22 protein-coding genes are annotated in these 17,741 nt (G+C 41.2%); 9 read left to right on the plus strand and 13 right to left on the minus strand.

From position 1 onward, the window contains the following. Positions 1–20: 20 nt before the first annotated feature. Both PY091_RS01655 and PY091_RS01660 read right to left on the minus strand, forming a co-directional pair. Complete coding sequence (locus PY091_RS01655; protein WP_275648014.1) at positions 21–425, minus strand: hypothetical protein; 405 nt, start codon at positions 423–425, stop codon at positions 21–23. Positions 426–542: 117 nt separating this feature from the next. Next, positions 543–1,088: a hypothetical protein gene (locus PY091_RS01660; RefSeq protein WP_275648015.1), complete on the minus strand. Its 546-nt coding sequence runs from the start codon at positions 1,086–1,088 to the stop codon at positions 543–545. Positions 1,089–1,252: 164 nt separating this feature from the next. Here PY091_RS01660 and PY091_RS01665 point away from each other — a divergent pair, with 164 nt between their 5' ends. After that, positions 1,253–1,600: a winged helix-turn-helix domain-containing protein gene (locus PY091_RS01665; protein WP_275648016.1), complete on the plus strand. Its 348-nt coding sequence runs from the start codon at positions 1,253–1,255 to the stop codon at positions 1,598–1,600. Here the strand turns inward: PY091_RS01665 and PY091_RS01670 are convergent. Genes PY091_RS01670 through PY091_RS01715 form a run of 10 tightly spaced genes read right to left on the minus strand, consistent with a single transcriptional unit; the run spans position 1,597 to position 9,982 of the window. Further along, a complete protein-coding gene (locus tag PY091_RS01670) occupies positions 1,597–2,352 on the minus strand; it encodes a sulfite exporter TauE/SafE family protein (protein WP_275648017.1) in 756 nt (251 codons plus the stop codon). The two genes, PY091_RS01665 and PY091_RS01670, sit on opposite strands and share 4 nt — an antisense overlap. A 3-nt stretch (positions 2,353–2,355) precedes the next feature. Next, on the minus strand, positions 2,356–3,522 hold the full coding sequence (locus PY091_RS01675) for a molybdopterin molybdotransferase MoeA (RefSeq protein ID WP_275648018.1): 1,167 nt from the start codon (positions 3,520–3,522) through the stop codon (positions 2,356–2,358). Then, positions 3,522–4,514: a GTP 3',8-cyclase MoaA gene (gene moaA, locus PY091_RS01680; RefSeq protein WP_275648019.1), complete on the minus strand. Its 993-nt coding sequence runs from the start codon at positions 4,512–4,514 to the stop codon at positions 3,522–3,524. Before moaA ends, PY091_RS01675 begins: the two co-directional genes overlap by 1 nt. Beyond that, a complete protein-coding gene (moaCB, locus tag PY091_RS01685) occupies positions 4,507–5,403 on the minus strand; it encodes a bifunctional molybdenum cofactor biosynthesis protein MoaC/MoaB (protein ID WP_275648020.1) in 897 nt (298 codons plus the stop codon). The genes moaA and moaCB overlap by 8 nt, the downstream gene beginning before the upstream one ends. Continuing rightward, the gene (locus tag PY091_RS01690; RefSeq protein ID WP_275648021.1) at positions 5,384–5,839 is read right to left on the minus strand and encodes a molybdenum cofactor biosynthesis protein MoaE; all 456 of its coding nucleotides are present in this window, start codon (positions 5,837–5,839) and stop codon (positions 5,384–5,386) included. The genes moaCB and PY091_RS01690 overlap by 20 nt, the downstream gene beginning before the upstream one ends. Next, positions 5,832–6,845 (minus strand): HesA/MoeB/ThiF family protein, encoded by a 1,014-nt coding sequence (locus PY091_RS01695; RefSeq protein WP_275648022.1) that lies wholly within the window; start codon positions 6,843–6,845, stop codon positions 5,832–5,834. Before PY091_RS01695 ends, PY091_RS01690 begins: the two co-directional genes overlap by 8 nt. Then, complete coding sequence (locus PY091_RS01700) at positions 6,842–7,078, minus strand: MoaD/ThiS family protein (RefSeq protein ID WP_275648023.1); 237 nt, start codon at positions 7,076–7,078, stop codon at positions 6,842–6,844. The genes PY091_RS01695 and PY091_RS01700 overlap by 4 nt, the downstream gene beginning before the upstream one ends. After that, a complete protein-coding gene (locus tag PY091_RS01705; protein ID WP_275648024.1) occupies positions 7,075–7,680 on the minus strand; it encodes a nucleotidyltransferase family protein in 606 nt (201 codons plus the stop codon). The genes PY091_RS01700 and PY091_RS01705 overlap by 4 nt, the downstream gene beginning before the upstream one ends. Further along, positions 7,677–8,831 carry an XdhC family protein gene (locus tag PY091_RS01710; RefSeq protein ID WP_275648025.1) on the minus strand — a complete coding sequence of 385 codons (1,155 nt, stop codon included), beginning with the start codon at positions 8,829–8,831 and terminating at the stop codon, positions 7,677–7,679. Before PY091_RS01710 ends, PY091_RS01705 begins: the two co-directional genes overlap by 4 nt. Next, entirely contained in the window at positions 8,828–9,982 is a 1,155-nt protein-coding gene (locus tag PY091_RS01715) for a cysteine desulfurase family protein (RefSeq protein ID WP_275648026.1), read from the minus strand. The genes PY091_RS01710 and PY091_RS01715 overlap by 4 nt, the downstream gene beginning before the upstream one ends. A 152-nt stretch (positions 9,983–10,134) precedes the next feature. Here PY091_RS01715 and PY091_RS01720 point away from each other — a divergent pair, with 152 nt between their 5' ends. The 6 genes from PY091_RS01720 to PY091_RS01745 all read left to right on the plus strand — a co-directional run bounded on the left by PY091_RS01720 (position 10,135) and on the right by PY091_RS01745 (position 14,851). Further along, positions 10,135–10,464, plus strand: coding sequence for an ArsR/SmtB family transcription factor (locus tag PY091_RS01720; protein ID WP_275648027.1), 330 nt, complete (start codon positions 10,135–10,137; stop codon positions 10,462–10,464). A gap of 48 nt (positions 10,465–10,512) precedes the next feature. After that, on the plus strand, positions 10,513–10,977 hold the full coding sequence (locus PY091_RS01725; RefSeq protein WP_275648028.1) for a DUF6428 family protein: 465 nt from the start codon (positions 10,513–10,515) through the stop codon (positions 10,975–10,977). Positions 10,978–10,991: 14 nt separating this feature from the next. Continuing rightward, positions 10,992–11,609, plus strand: coding sequence for an arsenate-mycothiol transferase ArsC (locus tag PY091_RS01730; RefSeq protein WP_275648029.1), 618 nt, complete (start codon positions 10,992–10,994; stop codon positions 11,607–11,609). Next, the gene (gene arsB / locus PY091_RS01735) at positions 11,609–12,661 is read left to right on the plus strand and encodes an ACR3 family arsenite efflux transporter (protein WP_275648030.1); all 1,053 of its coding nucleotides are present in this window, start codon (positions 11,609–11,611) and stop codon (positions 12,659–12,661) included. Before PY091_RS01730 ends, arsB begins: the two co-directional genes overlap by 1 nt. Before the next feature lie 76 nt (positions 12,662–12,737). Further along, positions 12,738–13,685 (plus strand): TolB-like translocation protein, encoded by a 948-nt coding sequence (locus tag PY091_RS01740; RefSeq protein ID WP_275648031.1) that lies wholly within the window; start codon positions 12,738–12,740, stop codon positions 13,683–13,685. A gap of 161 nt (positions 13,686–13,846) precedes the next feature. Further along, on the plus strand, positions 13,847–14,851 hold the full coding sequence (locus PY091_RS01745; protein ID WP_275648032.1) for a DUF4382 domain-containing protein: 1,005 nt from the start codon (positions 13,847–13,849) through the stop codon (positions 14,849–14,851). Positions 14,852–14,929: 78 nt separating this feature from the next. Here the strand turns inward: PY091_RS01745 and PY091_RS01750 are convergent, their stop codons facing one another. Then, entirely contained in the window at positions 14,930–16,120 is a 1,191-nt protein-coding gene (locus PY091_RS01750; RefSeq protein WP_275648033.1) for a TlpA family protein disulfide reductase, read from the minus strand. A 149-nt stretch (positions 16,121–16,269) separates the two neighbouring features. Between PY091_RS01750 and PY091_RS01755 the strand changes: the two genes are divergently transcribed. Beyond that, a complete protein-coding gene (locus tag PY091_RS01755) occupies positions 16,270–16,644 on the plus strand; it encodes a DoxX family protein (protein WP_275648034.1) in 375 nt (124 codons plus the stop codon). Positions 16,645–16,711: 67 nt separating this feature from the next. After that, positions 16,712–17,734: a DUF4421 family protein gene (locus PY091_RS01760; RefSeq protein ID WP_275648035.1), complete on the plus strand. Its 1,023-nt coding sequence runs from the start codon at positions 16,712–16,714 to the stop codon at positions 17,732–17,734. Positions 17,735–17,741: the final 7 nt, after the last annotated feature.

Here is a 17,741-nt window from a genome sequence, read left to right on the forward strand (position 1 = left end):
TTTACGACCCCGGCAAACAACTATCTCAAATAAGACTCCATTGTTCTATCAATGAATCCTCTAGCTTCAGCTTCGTTCTGAACACGAACATTTTTAGTTTTATACAAAGTCTTTGTAAAAGCTTTATTCTTCGCTTCTTTGTGAATAACAAGTGTTCTTCCGGTTTCGTGCAAGGCTGCAGTTTCTTTCCAACCCTTACCATCTCTAAACTCAGAAAAATCGAACTCTTTCGTGGGTTGAACTTGTTTGGCTTCCTTCCATCCTTTGTAAGTCATAAGCTCTTTTAGGGTCTCAGGTTTTAAATCGACCTGGGACACCTGATAGGTACCATCTTTTAATCGAACCAATTTCCTTTCTTGACTACCTTGAAATGAAAAAAAGGTCAAGGATAGCACTGCCACTACCAAAAGTGTGATTTGTTTCATATTATATTGTGTTTTAAAGTGAATCGCGCCCACTATTTTATAGGAATGGGTCACTTGCAAAATGCCGGCACATCTTTGTTTAAATAACATGCCATCCCAGAGGGAACGTTTATTAGGTTACTCCGCGTTGATGCGATACTTGAATTTGTTGGCAACTGACTTATTCCTCATAGCCACACTTATAATCTTGCCCTTAACACCAGTAAGTGTAAAAACCTTGGTCTTCCCGTTTTTGTCGTTAGGAAAAGTAAAAGTCTTCAATGTCTCTGTAATCCCATCTCTACCGTGAGAACAGATGACCACACCGGTTTCCGCTCGCCCATCATATTTATTGATCGTGATTTTCACAGTATTATTAAAGGAAGGAGGTGTCACAAAAGTACGCTTGGTCTGACCTGTTATGCTACCGCTTTCATTACCACCATCGGTTTCCAAAAACCTCGGCCCAATATTCGCACCACTATTGGATGAAATCCAGTTCCAAGCTCTTTTAACCTTTTCAACCTTGTTTTTAAAAGGAATCAATGAGAAGTTAGGTTTCCAAGGTCCAAACTGCTCCCATGTTTTTTCCGCAAGTTTTTTCCCTTGATTACAATTTTGGGCTTGTGCAGTAAAGCTAAAAGCGAACAAAGCCACAGCAATCACAATAATCGATTTTTTCATTTTGAGAATTTTAAAAGTTACTCCCGCAAAGTAGAAAGTGATGGGAGTTTACCTATCTATCAAATCTTGGAGTACCCTAAAATCCATGATTTCCGGTAGGACTTACTTCAATCCAAAAAATATTGAAGAGTTTTGGCTATATTGAAGAAAGATAAAGAGTTGCCATGGACACAAGCAAAGAGCTTAAAATAAGGTGCTGGATAGATATTGACGGGAAAAAGTTTTTTGGTCCTGGCCGAGCCCAATTATTGATGATGATTGAAAAAAATGGTTCTTTATCCAAAGCAGCCAAAGAAATGAGAATGTCCTATCGTAAAGCTTGGGCCATGGTTGAAGATATGAACCAACGAGGTCAGCAACCCTATGTGGAACTGCATAAAGGTGGTACGCAAGGGGGAGGCGCCGAATTAACCGAGACAGGTAAAAAAGTACTTGCCACCTTTAAAAAAATGAATGATAAAATCACTGAAACCGTTCAGCAGCATACGGATGAAATGTTGGGGATGATTTAAATTTTAATACCAAATCCGTGCAGCAAAATCAAACGGAAACCCACGTAGAGTACCAAAATACTGGTGAGCACACCCAAAAACTTAAGGTTGAACTTTTTATTGGACAAATAAGAGCCGATACTTCCTCCAATCACCACGGCAACCACTAATTGTAACATCAATTCATTGTTCAATTTGAAGGTTCCCGCCACATTGAGGCCAATTAAGCCAGAAATAGAGTTCACCAAAATAAATACAGAGGCCAGCGAGGCCACGACTCGTGGATTTTCCCATTTCAATAGATTAAGGACTGGCGACAAAAAGATGCCACCACCTATCCCCGAAATTCCGGAAAGCAATCCGATACCACCACCAAGCAATGATTTTTTTGGATTGGAAAACTTCTTTGAGTCCAGCTTTTTCTTCGCAAAACGTAGAATCATAAAAACTCCCGCCATAACCAATGCGCTTCCCAACACCAGAAAAAATACGGTTTGTGACAAGCGGATTTGGGCCCCTAGATAAGCAAATGGAATGCTCATCACCAAAAAGGGCCAGAACAACTTCATATCAAACACCCGGTTTCGAATAAAAACAATGGTTCCGATGCTCACGACGCAAATATTCAGAATAAGCGCTGTGGAACGTATTTCATAAAAATCGGTCAGGAAAAGACTTAATATGGCCAAGTAGCTAGAACCACCTCCGAATCCAACAGAACTGTAGAATAATGCAATCAGAAAGAAGACTATGGGAAGATATTCAACCGTCATCAATTAAGAAATTAGTTTACACCTTACCAAATCACCTTCTTTCAATACTTCGCCATCATCTACAAAGGCAAGAGCATTTCCTTTTGCCATGGATTGAATCATAGAAGAGCCTTGCCCATCAAGAATCTCTACTTTTCCATCAACAACAGTGGCTTTTAAAAAGGATGGTCGTCCAAAACGATTTTCATACGCATGCTTTATAGGGAATTGGTAACTAGCCAAACCATAACTCCCATACCCACTTAACTTTTGAAGCAAAGGAAGTACATACACATAAAAACAGGTTAACGAAGATGCTGGGTTGCCTGGCAATGCAAACACAAATTGATTGTCCTTTCGGCCAAAATACAATGGTTTGCCAGGTTTTTGAAACACTTTATAAAACAACTCATTAACCCCGTTATCATCAAGGGATTGTTTTACAAAATCGTAATCGCCGACCGATATTCCTCCAGAGATAATTAGTACATCGCAAGACTCCAATGCCGTTTTGATGCCTGCTTTTGTGGCCTCAAAATCATCTCGTATTTGCGTTTTTTGATGATGCTGAAATCCAAATTGCTCTAACGCTCCTGAAATCGCGTAGCTATTGGATTCGTATATTTGTCCCTCGGTTTTGGGCTCTCCTGGTTTTACGAGTTCATTTCCCGTGGTGATGATATTGACCCGCGGTCTGGAAAATACTTCCAATTGCGACAACCCTAAACTGCCCATCAACGCTAAAGAAGGTGGGTTCAAAATGTGCCCTTTTTCAAATACCGTTTGCCCCTCTGTCAACTGACCTCCCCTTTTTCGGATGTTCTGACCAACTTTGGGCATTTCATCAAGAAACAGCGTGCTGTCTGTTACGGAGGTTTTCTCCTGCATCATCACAGCGGTGGCATTATTTGGCACTTTTGCTCCTGTAAAAATCCGAACGGCCTCGCCATCTTGCAACTTTATATCCTTGGAATCGCCAGCAGCGACCTCTCCTACCAATTGGTATTCTTGATAAAGTCCGCAAAGGGCATACCCGTCCATCGCCGAATTATCAAACTCTGGAACATCAAAAGGGGAAACCGTATTTGTTGAAAGGGCAAAACCAAGTGCTCCTTCAAGCGGTTTTGATTCACTTTTTAAACTGATGTTTTGATCTTCGATAATACGAAGGGCTTCTTCAATTGTAACCATTAGCCTCCTATTGAAATCATTGAACGGTTTTGCTCGTAGTGGTCGGCGTCCATTTTAACGTCCATGCCATCACGGGAATGCTTTTTGGATTTTATGGCCTCCAAAATGGTGCCTTCAATTTGTCCCCCATTTCGAAGCGGCGTTAACAAATCAGTTTCTGAGGTGGCAAACAGACAGTTTTTCATCTTACCGTCAGCAGTTAAACGAATACGGTTGCACTCATCACAAAACGGATTGGTAATCGTACTCACAATGCCAAAACTGCCCTTGTGGCCCTTCACCCTAAAATTGGTGGAGGTACTGTGCTTTGGATTATCAAGGGTTTCGATTTCACCGAATTTATCGCCAACGGTCTTTAATATTTCTTCTTTGGAAACTCCCTTGCTCCAGTCCCATTTATTTCCTTTAAAAGGCATAAACTCTATAAACTTGGGGGTAATATTTTTATCCTTGGTCAATGCGATGAAATCATTGATTTCTTTATCGTTCACTCCCTTAATCAGCACAATATTGAGCTTGATATCCATGTCCATGTCCAAGGCCATATTCAGGTTGCGCATAATGCGCTCGTAGTAATCACGCTTGGTAATAAAAATGGATTTAGCCTTATCCAAGGTATCCAGGCTAAAATTGATTTTGCGCAGCCCAATTTTATCGAATAGGTCCAAGTATTTATCAAGTACAATGCCGTTAGTGGTCAATTTTAGGGTCACGCCCAATTTCGCAAGCTCTTCGACCAAATAGCCAAAGTTCTTCCGAACCAAAGGTTCACCGCCCGTCAACCGAACCGTATCCACGCCCAAATCACGAAATGTTCGCGTCATCTCAATGATTTCCTCCAAGGTCATAATGCTTGGCTTTTCCATCAACTCAATACCTTCTTCGGGCATACAGTAAAAGCACCGCAGGTTGCACCGATCCGTCAATGAAATACGGAGATAGGTATGTGGCCTACCAAAATTGTCTATTATCTGTGGTTTTTTATCAATCATGTCTTTTTCCTTCTATCACTTTAAATGCGTGGAGCACGTGCGGGAAAATCGCATCCATGGATTCCGCTGCTCCTTTAGTGGAGCCAGGCAGTGCCAATATCAATTTACCGTCCTTGATGCCCGCGATGGAACGCGAGAACATCGCATACGGCATACGGTTTTGCCCGTAGCTTCGCATTTGTTCTTCTACTCCTTTTAGTTTGATGTCCAACAAGGGCTCCAGGGTCTGTGGGGTGACATCTCGCGGTCCCACGCCTGTTCCTCCGGTAAAAATCAGCAAGTCAGCAGAAGTGTTTTCCACTTTTTTGATGATTTCCTCGGCTTCATCGGGAATGATGCTTTTTTGGGAGTTCACTCCAAGAGCTTTTAATCGCTCCACAATGGCCTCTCCTGCCCTATCCTCACCTTTTCCTTTGGAAATGGTATCGGAACAGACCACGACATCGGCAGTCAATCCTTCCGAATTGATTTTGTACGAGGATTTCCCTCCTTTTTTCGATTTCAAACGAATGGTTCCGATTTCCACGTTTTTGTCAATCGGTTTCAGCATATCGTACATGGTAAGGGCCACAACACTTGCTCCGTGCATCGCCTCTACCTCTACCCCTGTTTTGTATATGGTCTTTACCGTCATGGAAATGGTAATGTCCAAACCATCAATTTCATAATCGATGCCCGTGTATTCAATGGGTAACGGATGACAATCAGGCAATAGGTCCGGCGTTTTTTTGACGCCCAACAGGCCAGCTGCCTTGGCCATTTCAAACACATTCCCTTTGGGAACCTCGTTGTTTTTGATGGCATCTATTGTAGCTTGGCTACTTGTTTTTACGATAGCTTCTGCGGTGGCTTCCCGCAAAGTGGTCACTTTATGTGTAATGTCTACCATTTACTTTCCATTGATGGGTTTCGTCCTCAAAAATCTCTTTACCGAACACAGGTACTTTCGCTTTGATTTCCTCTACAAAAAAATTGGTTGCTTCTATCGCAATCTTTCGATGTGCCGATGATGTGAACACGAACAGACACAACTCCCCAACGTTTACCTTGCCCAAACTGTGATAAATATGGGCACAGGTAATGTCGAACTTGGCAAAAGCAGCTTCGCGTATTTCATGGAAGACATTCTCCGCCATTTCTTCATAGGCCGTGTAATCGATGGCAGTCACGGTTTTACCTTCTACCTCGTCGGCCCTTATCTGTCCCAAAAAAATACTGTGCGCGCCAATATTCGTCTTGCTTTGGTGGTTGGCCACCGAATTGGCTATTTTTTCGGGAGGAATCGCTCCTTGTACAAATACTTTTTTTGGTTTCTTCTTATCCATCAATAATTGTTTCTATACCGCCTTCCACGTTTTTCAAATTGTGAAAGCCAAATTCATTTTTAAGGATTTCAATCGCATTCCTGCTTCGCTTTCCAGACTGACAGAACACAAAAACCTCCTGATTGTTCGGTATCTCTCGGTATCGTGATGTTAAATCACCCATCGGAATACTGAGTACTTTTTTACCCTTTGGTTTGGGCTGTTCGAACACTTCGCGTACATCGAGGTACCACTGTTCTTTATTTTTTAAATCGCAATCAATATAAACGGGGGCTATCCCGTTCTGGCGAATTTTTTCCACTTCTTCAGGGCGCTTGTTTATTTTGATGGTCTGCTCGCTAGCTCGCATCATGTTAATAAGCTTAAGCTTACCGGATAGCACCTCGCCCGCTCCCAAGATGATTTTAAGGACTTCAGCTGCTTGCAGCGTTCCGAGAATGCCCGGTAATACACCCAATACGCCCGTAGCCTCACAACTGATGTTCTGTCGCGTGCTTTTCGGGAATACACAACGGTAGGTGGGGCCATCTTCATAATTAAAAACCGACAATTGCCCTTCATGCTTATAAATGGAGGCAAAAACCCAAGGTTTATTCGCCAATATGCATGCATCGTTGATAAGGTACTTGGTTTCAAAGTTGTCCGTGCCATCCAAAACAACATCGTATTGATTGATGATGTTTTCCGCGTTTTCAATGGTCAACGGCTCTTCGAATACCTCAAACTGTACCTCACTATTTTGTTTTTCCAGTCGTTCCTTGGCAACAACAGCCTTTGACCTTCCTACATCCGGTTCTTGAAAGAGGACTTGTCTATGCAGGTTGGACATATCGACTTTATCATGGTCCATCAAACCAATTTTGCCGACTCCCGCACCTGTCAAATACATGGTAGCAGGGCAGCCCAATCCTCCAACACCAACAACCAATACTTTGGCGCTGCGAAGCTTTTTTTGGCCTTCTGGGCCAACTTCCGTGAGTTTTATTTGTCTGTCGTATTTGCTCATCCTCCAGCGAACGGTGGCAACAAGGCCACTTCGTCCCCGTCTTTTAAGGTTATTGTATCATCCAAATTTTGGTTCACGGCTATCTGTACGGACTCTTTGTCCGCTATAGCCAAGCTGTTCAAGCATTGTGACTTTAGTTCCATAGCGGTCAGCTCCCCATTGAGTTCCAAAACCTCTTCGGACTTTTCAGCAGCTTCGGCCACCAGACCAAAATATTTAACGGTCACTTTCATTCTTCAATTTGCTTTAGTAGCTGCACATCTTCTTCGGTATCCACATCAAAACCGCCCTTTTTAAAGGTTTCCGTACAGAAATCAAAACCTTCCAAGCGAGTTAGTTTCTTAGCACCTTCGTCTCCCTCCAATTCCAACAACAATGGAAATGCTTCCTTACTAAAAATGGCCGGCACTCCAATATTATCACCATATTTGGAATAGGTTGCTTTTGGATGTTGTGTAAGTTGGGTATGCACCAGTTTGATTAAGTTGGTACGTTCCAAAAAGGGTTGGTCGGATACCAGAAACAATACATGGTCCAATCCTTCTTCCTCCGCCATCGCAGCTTCCAACCCAACCTTGATACTGGATGCCATTCCTTGCTCCCAATGGGTATTAACGACCACTTTAAAGCCGTTGGAATCAATTTTATCCATTATTTCCTCACGCTCTGCGCCTAAAACCAAAATCTTGGTCTGAAACCCCAACAAGTCCACTTTATCCAATGCATGGTTCAAAAGGGTTTTCCCCTTGAATTCCACCAACTGTTTTGGTCGCCCCAAACGAGAAGAGCCACCTGCTGCCAAAACAACCACCGCTATGTTTTCTTCTTCACTCAAAGGGTTATTTTTTGAAATTGATTTGCTGTAGCATCGTGAATCGGCTCGGTTTTCTGCTTTAAAGGTCGAGCGCTTTTATTGGTGAGCACACTTTGGATTTCCGCTAAAATGGATAATCCGATTTCGGCGGGTGTCTCAGCTCCTATTTCCAAACCTACAGGTGCGTGAATCTTATCCAAATCCTCTTTGGATACTTCGATGCCTTCATCTGCCAGCTCGTTGAGCATGCGTTCATATTTTTTCAATGGTCCCAAAATACCAATGTATGGTGTATCCGGATTTCCGAGCAGTAATTTGAGTACCGACAAGTCGTAATTGTAATTATGGCTCATCAGCACAAAACAAGATCGATTATCTATATTGATATTTTTTAGCGTTTCTTCCGGTTTGGTTATAATGACTTGGCAAGACCCTACAAAACGTTCTTTATTGGCATGTGTGGGACGCCCATCGGTAACGGTCACTTTCCAACCCAGTAAATCGGCTTGTTGGGCCAAGATTTGAGCATCGTTCCCTGCTCCTACCAACACCAATTTTACTGGGGGTTGATATTTCTGAATAAACACAAAATGTGTTTTCTCTTCCGTTGTGAGCTCTGCAAAACAAGATGCATTTTCATTGATGACCTCTCTACTTTTAACAAGCAAAGCTTGTTGTAAATCATCGGGAAGCTGCTGCCCTGAAACTGCCTGATTTTCATCCGCAACCAAACTGGTTCCCAGTTGTTGTTGGGATTTATCCAAATTAAAAACAACCGAGACCGCCATCGGAACTTCCTGTTCGGTAATGGTTCTCAAAAGTTCGCATGGATTGTTCCCATCGGTATAATCAATGGGCTCAAAGAGCACTTGAATAATGCCATTGCAGCCCAATTGCGCTCCGATAATCGCATCATCCTCGTCGCTAGTATCGTACGTGACCAGCTTATTTTCTTGTCTATCCAATGCAAAAAGTGCCTTTCTGAGCGCATCACCCTCTAAGCAACCTCCGCTAATGGCCCCGGTGATATTTCCATATTCATCCACCAGCATTCGAGCACCGGCTCTCCGATACGATGAGCCTTCAACATGGACGACAGTAGCCAAAATACAGCGTACATCCTGTGATTTTAGCTCTTGGTATTTTGATATGATGACATCCAACTCCCTCATACAACACTGGTTTTAAGTTGGTTGACTGCTTTTTTGATTTCGGACAGCGTCTTTTCAATGTCTTCCGAAGAGGTGTTTCGTCCTGTGCTTATCCGCAGACTGGCCAAGGCAACTTCATCCTCAACTCCCATCGCTTTTAATACGTGTGATGGATTCACTTGATTCGCGGTACAGGCGGAACCCCGAGAAACGGCCAAGGTGTTCAAATAACGAAGTAGCTTGGCGCCATTCACTCCTTTGAAAGAAACATTTGTGGTATTTGGCAACCGCTCTTCATCTTGGCAATTAATGGTTGCCTCATCTATGGCCAATAGCCCCTCCTCCAATTGGTTTTGAAGATTTTTAAATTTTTGATGATTCTCTTTCAAACTCTGCTTTGCTATTTCACACGCTTCGCCAAAACCAACAATACCAGGAACATTCAAAGTACCAGGTCGTACTCCTTTTTCGTGGCTGCCACCGAAAAGATGTTTATCAATGGAAATATTATTGTTTTTATTTAAGTAAAGTGCGCCAACTCCTTTGGGTCCATAAAGTTTGTGTGAAGAAAAAATAGCCATATCCACCCCCAAATCCTGTAAATCAACTGGGATTTTGCCCACTGCCTGTGTAATGTCGGACATCACAGAAATACTCTTGGCATGCACTATTTCAGTTATGGTTTTTATCGGATGAATCAAGCCGGTTTCGTTGTTGGCCAGCATCAAGCAGACCAAAATTGTAGACGGTTTTATGGAAGACTCAAACGCATTCAAATCAATATTTCCTTGCCCATCCACATTCAAATATGTGACTTCAAAACCATCTGACTCCAACGCCTCTAAAGTATCGAGAACCGCTTTGTGTTCCGTTTTACAGGAAATAATGTGGTTTCCATTGCTTCGATTCTTTTTGCAAAATCCGAACAAGGCCAAATTGGCGGCTTCCGTAGCTCCAGAGGTAAAAGTGACTTCCGTTGGTCTACAATTTACCAGCTTCCCAAGCTGACCACGCGCTATTTCAGCTGCATCATCGGCATACCACCCAAAGGAATGGTCACTGCTCGCATTTCCGAAGTTTTCGGTAAAATACGGCAGCATGGCCTCAACCACCTTGGGGTCTGCAGGCGTGGTTGCATTGTAATCCAAGTATATTTTTTCCGTCAGCGCCAAATTACAATCGTTATGTTTAAGCGTGCATAACGCAATTTAATAAGAATGAAGCAGTATTCACATATGTTTTTCAAACGATTAAGAAATAAAATCCAATAAAATATTTGGTGGTAAACCTATTAATCGTAATATTGCAATGAATAAAATCAACTATGGGCTTAGCCAAAACTGAAATATTTACCGATAAGCAAAATGAGATTGCCCAATACGCAAAAGTATTCGGTCACCCTGCCCGTGTAGCCATCCTTCAATACTTATTTAAATTGAATGCTTGCGTTTGTGGGGATTTGGTGGATGAAATCGGTTTGGCCCAACCCACGATTTCCCAACATTTAAAGGAATTAAAGCATTTAGGCCTGATTAAAGGCAATGTAGAGGGAACTAGTGTTTGTTACTGCATTGATGCCGACAATTGGAAGAAAATGAAGAAAGTAATGTCAGAGTTCTTGGATCAAGACCTTGACAAAAAAGAGTGTTGCTAAAAAAATTTAAGTTTATTAATCGTAATATTACAATAAATAGATATAATCATGAAGTTAGAAGAAGTTAAATCAGCATTGGCCCAATTACAGACCATAGCTTTCCAATTGCCAAACGGGGAGTTGGTCCCCAACCATTTTCATGTGACCGAAGTAGGTAAAATCACCAAGCATTTTATTGATTGTGGCGGTACCGTTCGCAATGAAGAGGTGGTCAACTTTCAGCTTTGGAATGCCGACGACTACGACCACAGGCTTCATCCTGAAAAGTTGGTCCACATAATTGAGTTATCACAAAATACCTTAGGTATCGGTGATTTAGAGGTTGAAGTAGAATACCAAGGACAGACCATTGAAAAATTCGCTTTGGAGTTTGATGGGAAAAATTTCTTGTTGACTTCTAAAGAAACTGATTGCTTGGCAAGGGACAAGTGCGGAGTACCCGCTGAAAAACCAAAAGTGAAAATTTCCGAGCTTCAAAATTCTGGTTGTGTTCCAGGTAGTGGTTGTTGCTAAAAAATTCAGAGTTTATGTCACATTACAAGGTGTTGAACGATTTTATTTCAAATCTTGATATATCATCCATCACATCGGAGAGAAAACAAACCTTATCCCCTCTTGTGGAGTACATTCAAGAAAAGGTCACTAATGGAGAATCCATTCGTCTCAACTTTATATGCACCCATAATTCCCGACGCAGTCATTTATCCCAGATTTGGGCTCAGACGATGGCTCATCATTTTGGAGTTAGGAATGTGAGCTGCTATTCGGGAGGAACGGAGGCCACCGCCTTATTTCCCATGGTAGCCTCTACCCTAGCGAACACAGGGTTTGAGGTACAAATGCTTTCCGAAGGAAAAAACCCCGTGTATGGCATCAAGTTTTCAGAGAACGAGCACCCCGTTATTTGTTTTTCCAAACGAATGGATGATGATTTCAACCCAAAATCTGATTTTGCCGCCATTATGACCTGTTCGCAGGCGGATGAGGGTTGTCCATTTGTACCTGGAGCCGAAAAACGAATCCCTATCACCTACGACGACCCAAAAGCGTTTGACAACACGCCTCAGCAAGCTGAAAAGTACAGCGAGCGAAGCAAACAGATCGCAACTGAAATGTTTTATGTCTTTTCCCAAATTCAAAACTAATGGCCATTAAAAAATTGAGCTTTTTAGACAAAAACCTGACCCTGTGGATTTTTGTGGCTATGGCTTTAGGGGTCGGAATTGGATACTTTTTTCCCAATTTTCCCGATTTTGTCAATTCCTTTAGTAGCGGAACCACCAATATTCCGATTGCTATTGGATTGATTTTAATGATGTATCCGCCACTGGCCAAGGTGAAATATTCTTTACTGCCTAAAGTGTTCAAGAACACCAAAATTCTGTCCATTTCCCTTGTGTTGAACTGGATTGTGGGCCCGATTTTAATGTTTGCCCTTGCTATTATCTTTTTGAGGGATTACCCAGAATATATGGTGGGGCTTATTCTGATTGGCTTGGCGCGATGCATCGCCATGGTGCTTGTCTGGAACGATCTGGCAGAAGGTAGCAGTGAATATGGCGCTGGGCTGGTAGCTCTCAACAGTATTTTTCAGGTTTTTGCCTATAGTTTTTATGCTTGGATCTTTATTACCATACTTCCTCCCTATTTTGGGTTTGAAGGTGCCATCGTCGATATCTCCATCGGAACCATTGCAGAAAGCGTGGCCATTTATCTTGGCATTCCTTTTTTGATGGGAATTCTGAGCCGTCAAATTTTGGTGAAAATAAAAGGTGAAACCTGGTATACCTCAACGTTCATCCCCACTATTTCCCCGATGACTTTGATAGCTCTTTTGTTTACCATTGTGATCATGTTTTCCTTAAAAGGTGAATTGATTGTTGAAATCCCGATGGATGTGTTGATTATTGCCGTTCCCCTACTAGTGTATTTTGCCTTGATGTTCATTATCGGTTTCTTTACCACCAAGGCTATGGGGGCCGAGTACGACAAAACTGCTTCGGTGGCATTTACGGCGGCTGGAAATAATTTTGAACTGGCCATTGCCGTTGCCATAGCTGTATTCGGATTAAACTCTGGTCAAGCCTTCGCTGGGGTTATTGGCCCATTGGTAGAGGTGCCTGCACTCATTTTATTAGTGAAGGTATCCTTTTGGTTAAAAAAGAAATATTTCAGCCAAAATAAAGCCAAAGCATAAGATTAAGGTCCATTTTAAATTTTCGGATAGTTTAGTAACTTCATCCAGTTAAAATTACAAGCAAACTAAATTACCGATGATTAAAAGAGCTACTATACTTGGACTTTTTTCCATTCTTGTTGCCTGCAAATCGGACAAGGAAATTCCGGTACAGGAATTGGGACTGGTTTACAATGTTTTGCGAGATGCCGACATTGAAAACTACGAAGTGTACGCAATGGACCTTGACGGTTCCAATAAAAAGAACATAACTGATTTATATAATGTGGATTGGACCTACTTCTCCGAAGGAAATACACTTTATTTTGTTTCGGACAGAGGTTCCTGTAAACGTTGCTTTTTCCTATACAAGAGCAATTTTAAGGGGGAAGCCCCTAAAAAGGTCTCCGAAATTGAATTGGACGATAGTTGGATGAGCACTAGGAAAAATGGCACGGAGATTATTGTTAAGCCAAAAACCGTTTTCGACTCTCCTTTTTACATTCTAAATAGCAAAGGACAGGTAGTTCAAGAAATTAAAACCGGTCTTCCCTATGCAGCAGACCCTCTGTTTGTAAACAATGGCAATCAGATTGTTTTTAGGGGTGGACTTACAAAAAACAAACTTGTTGATGGGTTCAATGAGGAATTGTACATAATGGATGTGGATGGAGAAAATCGCAGGCAATTGACCCACTATCCAGAAAAGGATTCAACTGCCGGCAAATACGGATATAGAGCTGGTGCACCTAGATTAAATCCGACTGAAAACTTTATTAGCTACCAAAGCCTACAAGATGGAAAATACAGTTTATATGCGGTCAGTTTAGACGGTAGCAAGCATTGGAAATTGACGGACAATAGCCAAAATGAAGGATGGCACGACTGGAGTCCCGATGGAAAATGGCTGGCCATTGAACTTTTTGATGATGAGCAGTCACAATTTCATATTGGTCTTATGAATTGGGAAACCAAGGAAATGAAAATTTTGACCGACGACTCTTTCAAATATCAACAAGCACCCAATTTTATCCTGAAAAATTAATTATTGTAAGAAAAAGACTTCTTTTTTACTGTTTAAAATGCAGTTCATCGATAAAAAGTGAATTTTCATGGAATTCAGTAGGGTTTTTTGAACTTTGATTGTTCAATTAATATAAAATCAAGACAGGGATATCTATGTCCTGTTTTCAAAAACCCCATACGATGAGAACAAAGATTTTTTTTAGTTTCCTAATGGCATTTGCCTTATTAATAATGAGCTGTTCAGACGGCGAAGGCTCAGGAAGTGCAGAAGGTACCGGCCGACTATCAGTGCAATTGACAGACGCCCCTTTCCCATACGATCTTTTGGCGGAAGCAAATGTTACAGTTTATAAAATTGAAGCTAGGTTGATTGATGGTGATGATTCCGATGACAATTCTGATGACGACAGTTCTGACGATGACAGTTCCAACGATGATTCCAGCGATGACAGTTCCAGCGATGACTCCAATGACGATTCGGATGATGATTCTGATGATGACAGCTATCCCTATATCACTTTGATGGAGGAGGAAATTGAGGTAAACCTATTGGAACTTACTAATGGATTGACACAGGAATTAGCTGAAATAGATGTGCCAGCAGGTGCATATGACCTTATTCGTGTTTACGTAAAAGGTGTCAATGTTGTTTTGACCGACGGAACGGTTTATGATTTAAAAGTTCCTAGTGGAGACTCTTCCGGTATTAAAGTATTCATAGATCCTGCCATTACAGTGACAGGTGGACTATCTGCCGATTTGCTACTTGATTTTGACGTAAGCCGATCCTTTGTAGCAAAAGGAAACCTGAATACGCCTGCAGGTGTGAATGGATTTAATTTCAAACCTGTTATTAAGGCCAGTAATCTTTCAACTTCCGGAACCCTTGCTGGTAACGTAAGCACGGTTGAGGAAGAAACTTCAGTTGCGCTGGAAGGTGCTCAAATTTCCGTGATCGCTGCAGATACTTTAAATACAACCTCTTTTTCCGATGTAGATGGAAACTATGCCATTCTTGGACTCAAAGCAGGAATGTATAAAGTAGTTGCCGAACTGGATGGATACCTAGCCAGTGACACTTTGGATGTACAAATAGACGCTGCCAATGTTACCACACAAGATTTTATTCTTGAAGTGGACCCAGATGCAGCAACAGAAGAGGAGACTACCGGTGACGGTAATTAGACATCGACACTTAAATAAAAAAAGCCGGAAATAATTCCGGCTTTTTTTATTTATCCATTAAGGCAAACCACAAACAGGTTAGTTATCTCGCATAAAATCATCCACAAATTTCATCAATTCTTCTCCATGTAAATTTTTGGCCAAAACCTTACCTTCACTATCCAATAAAAAATTAGCAGGTATGGTTTTTAATCGCAATGCATCCATAAAGGGATTTTGGTCCCCTTGTAAATGTGAGGCATGCAGCCATCGATGAGCTCCATCCCTTTCTATTGCATTGTTCCAAGCTTTCTTGCTGCTCTCCAAGGCATAGGCCATAATCTGAAAACCTTTGTCCCCATATTTTTCCCAAAGCGGCACCAATACATTCCTATTTTCTACCCTGCATGGTGCACACCAAGAAGCCCAAACATCTAACAATACCAATTTTTTTCCAGTGGTAACATCCGAAATGGAGGTTTCAGAACCATCCTTCATTGGAAATACAAGAGAAAGTATGGTGTCGTTGACCAAAATAGGAAGATTACTCTTGTCGGCTATTTGAGTAAGTTCTTTTACCCATTTATGTCCCGGGACAACTTTACTCCATTTATTGGACTGTGCGTAAACAAGTTCTGCAGTACGCTCGTAATCACCTTCAGGACTGGCCCATCTTAAAGCCATTAAAGCAGGAAGCAATTCTTCCGTGGAATCTGAAAAACCGATAAGTTCCTTCTGGAAATTGTACAATCTTTTTTCACGGTCCAGCAAATCTTTATCAGTTCCCCAATTTTTTGAATCATCTTCAAGATACTTTGTATAAGCAGAAAGCTTTAAATCCCTCAATTGTTCCATACGTTGGTTAGCAACAGAGGGGTCTCTAAAACGTAGGGTGGATTGAAATTTTGACATCTCTGCTTCAACAAAAAGTTTGCTGCCAGATTCGTAAACAAAGGGGAAATAGTTATCAGTTTGCGGGTTCGTGTTGACCAACCTGTTTGCATATTTTTCATTTTGGGGCTGAACTACCAGCATCAATAAAGTATGCTCTTGAAAATCGGGGGCATCCTTGAACTGGAAATATCCATTCTTATCCAATTCGGCAGAATCCAATACTTTACCAACAAAACTTTGGGCAACATCCATGTATTTATCAGGTTGTACCAAATAAACCTTAGGTTTCCAAGCATTATCATCATGTCCTTTTATAGTGCCGGACAACCAAACAGATTCTCCACAGGATTGCATCAGGAGCAAGGAAAACAAACAGAGACGGAGCAAATTTTTCATGTGTATAAAATTAATCAATTCGAGGTATGATAACGCTCTTGGATAGGTCTACTATGTTTTTAATACCATTCAAAAAGCATTATTCTTTCCTAATCGGTTAATTCATCCGAATTAATACGACCAAGGTAACAAGACCATATCGATTAAATATGACAAGAAAATCATTCTTTACGACAATACTTCGGATTGTTCCCGCTGTTATTTTATTGCAAACCCTATTTTTTAAATTCACGGCTGCACCTGAATCGGTTTACATATTTGAGAAACTTGGGCTCGAGCCATGGGGACGAATAGGACTAGGCATATTGGAGTTGATTATAGCCCTCTTAATACTTGTGCCAAAAACAACATGGCTTGGGGCATTATTGGGAATCGGGGTAATGGGAGGAGCCATTTTCTCACATATTTTTAAACTGGGCATTGTTGTGCAAAATGATGGCGGCATGTTGTTTATTCTTGCCTTGATTACCTTTTTTTGCTGTATTGCCCTGGTTTGGAAAAAACGCAACAGCATTCCCTTTTAAAGAACCATTGTGGAAAAATCAGATTAATACAATTTGAAGTGTATCTTGTGCACCTATAATTTAACCTATGAGCACAGGATATTTTACTAAATACATTTACCATGTTAGTTTGGTTATTTGTGTATTCTTGGGCTTTAAAGGAATCGGACAAAGCGATTCAATTTCCATTGTCAATTATTCCGATAAAATAATCCTGAAGATCAATGTAGATACCAAAACCGATGAGTATTTCTACAAAAACAACGAAGAGAACACCCGACTGCATATAAAGCCAAACAATAGGTATAGAATGTTCCTCTCTTTGGATTATGAATTTATTGGGGTTAGCGTAGGCTTTGTGCCAAAGTTTTTGGGAGCCAACCATGATGAAGATCTAAAAGGAGCATCTTCTTTTACGGATTATCAATTCCGGTTTTTTTTAGGAAGATGGGTACAAGGAATGTCGTTTGGTAAAATTACCGGATACTATGTCCAAAACACCAATGATTATTTTCCTAATTGGACCGAGGGTATAGACCCCTATATTCAATTCAACAACCTTTATAGTAAAACATATGGCATGTCCACTTCCTATGTTTTTAACCCCGATTTCTCTTATCGCAATATTGTATACCAAAACGAATGGCAAAAACAGAGCAGCGGCAGTATTATCGGCAGTCTTTTTTACGATTACAACATATTTGATCTTGGGGAAGCGGACGGTATTAATCGAGATAAGTTTTTTAACATTCGATTGTCCCCATCCTATTATTATACTTATGTGCTTCACCAAAACTGGTTTTTGTCCGGGAACCTGTCCCCTTCCTTGGGATTGAGATTTTCCAAGTCCGAAAGCGGAACCGATGGTATTATTACCGTAGAAAACAACACGTATATTACAAGGCAACTGGCAGCAGGGTTAAACCTTGGTTTTAGCTCTGAAAAGGTAATCTATGGTCTAAACATAAATTTTAGTGCGGATTGGTATAATGAAGACGATGCTTCGAGAACAGAGAACGATAAGTTTTATGGTCTTGTATATTTCGGTTATCGTTTTGATTCCCCTAGACCTGTTGCCAAATTATTTCATCCGAAAAAGAAAGACAACTAACTTGCCA

The organism is Flagellimonas okinawensis (assembly GCF_029194005.1).
Taxonomy (GTDB): domain Bacteria; phylum Bacteroidota; class Bacteroidia; order Flavobacteriales; family Flavobacteriaceae; genus Flagellimonas; species Flagellimonas okinawensis.

Excerpts from the sequence above, each read along its gene's own strand:
- PY091_RS01655 (WP_275648014.1), bottom strand. The coding sequence starts at position 425 with ATGAAACAAATCACACTTTTGGTAGTGGCAGTGCTATCCTTGACCTTT.
- PY091_RS01660 (WP_275648015.1), bottom strand. The coding sequence starts at position 1,088 with ATGAAAAAATCGATTATTGTGATTGCTGTGGCTTTGTTCGCTTTTAGC.
- PY091_RS01665 (WP_275648016.1), top strand. The coding sequence starts at position 1,253 with ATGGACACAAGCAAAGAGCTTAAAATAAGGTGCTGGATAGATATTGAC.
- PY091_RS01670 (WP_275648017.1), bottom strand. The coding sequence starts at position 2,352 with ATGACGGTTGAATATCTTCCCATAGTCTTCTTTCTGATTGCATTATTC.
- PY091_RS01675 (WP_275648018.1), bottom strand. The coding sequence starts at position 3,522 with ATGGTTACAATTGAAGAAGCCCTTCGTATTATCGAAGATCAAAACATC.
- moaA (WP_275648019.1), bottom strand. The coding sequence starts at position 4,514 with ATGATTGATAAAAAACCACAGATAATAGACAATTTTGGTAGGCCACAT.
- moaCB (WP_275648020.1), bottom strand. The coding sequence starts at position 5,403 with ATGGTAGACATTACACATAAAGTGACCACTTTGCGGGAAGCCACCGCA.
- PY091_RS01690 (WP_275648021.1), bottom strand. The coding sequence starts at position 5,839 with ATGGATAAGAAGAAACCAAAAAAAGTATTTGTACAAGGAGCGATTCCT.
- PY091_RS01695 (WP_275648022.1), bottom strand. The coding sequence starts at position 6,845 with ATGAGCAAATACGACAGACAAATAAAACTCACGGAAGTTGGCCCAGAA.
- PY091_RS01700 (WP_275648023.1), bottom strand. The coding sequence starts at position 7,078 with ATGAAAGTGACCGTTAAATATTTTGGTCTGGTGGCCGAAGCTGCTGAA.
- PY091_RS01710 (WP_275648025.1), bottom strand. The coding sequence starts at position 8,831 with ATGAGGGAGTTGGATGTCATCATATCAAAATACCAAGAGCTAAAATCA.
- PY091_RS01720 (WP_275648027.1), top strand. The coding sequence starts at position 10,135 with ATGGGCTTAGCCAAAACTGAAATATTTACCGATAAGCAAAATGAGATT.
- PY091_RS01725 (WP_275648028.1), top strand. The coding sequence starts at position 10,513 with ATGAAGTTAGAAGAAGTTAAATCAGCATTGGCCCAATTACAGACCATA.
- PY091_RS01730 (WP_275648029.1), top strand. The coding sequence starts at position 10,992 with ATGTCACATTACAAGGTGTTGAACGATTTTATTTCAAATCTTGATATA.
- arsB (WP_275648030.1), top strand. The coding sequence starts at position 11,609 with ATGGCCATTAAAAAATTGAGCTTTTTAGACAAAAACCTGACCCTGTGG.
- PY091_RS01740 (WP_275648031.1), top strand. The coding sequence starts at position 12,738 with ATGATTAAAAGAGCTACTATACTTGGACTTTTTTCCATTCTTGTTGCC.
- PY091_RS01745 (WP_275648032.1), top strand. The coding sequence starts at position 13,847 with ATGAGAACAAAGATTTTTTTTAGTTTCCTAATGGCATTTGCCTTATTA.
- PY091_RS01750 (WP_275648033.1), bottom strand. The coding sequence starts at position 16,120 with ATGAAAAATTTGCTCCGTCTCTGTTTGTTTTCCTTGCTCCTGATGCAA.
- PY091_RS01755 (WP_275648034.1), top strand. The coding sequence starts at position 16,270 with ATGACAAGAAAATCATTCTTTACGACAATACTTCGGATTGTTCCCGCT.
- PY091_RS01760 (WP_275648035.1), top strand. The coding sequence starts at position 16,712 with ATGAGCACAGGATATTTTACTAAATACATTTACCATGTTAGTTTGGTT.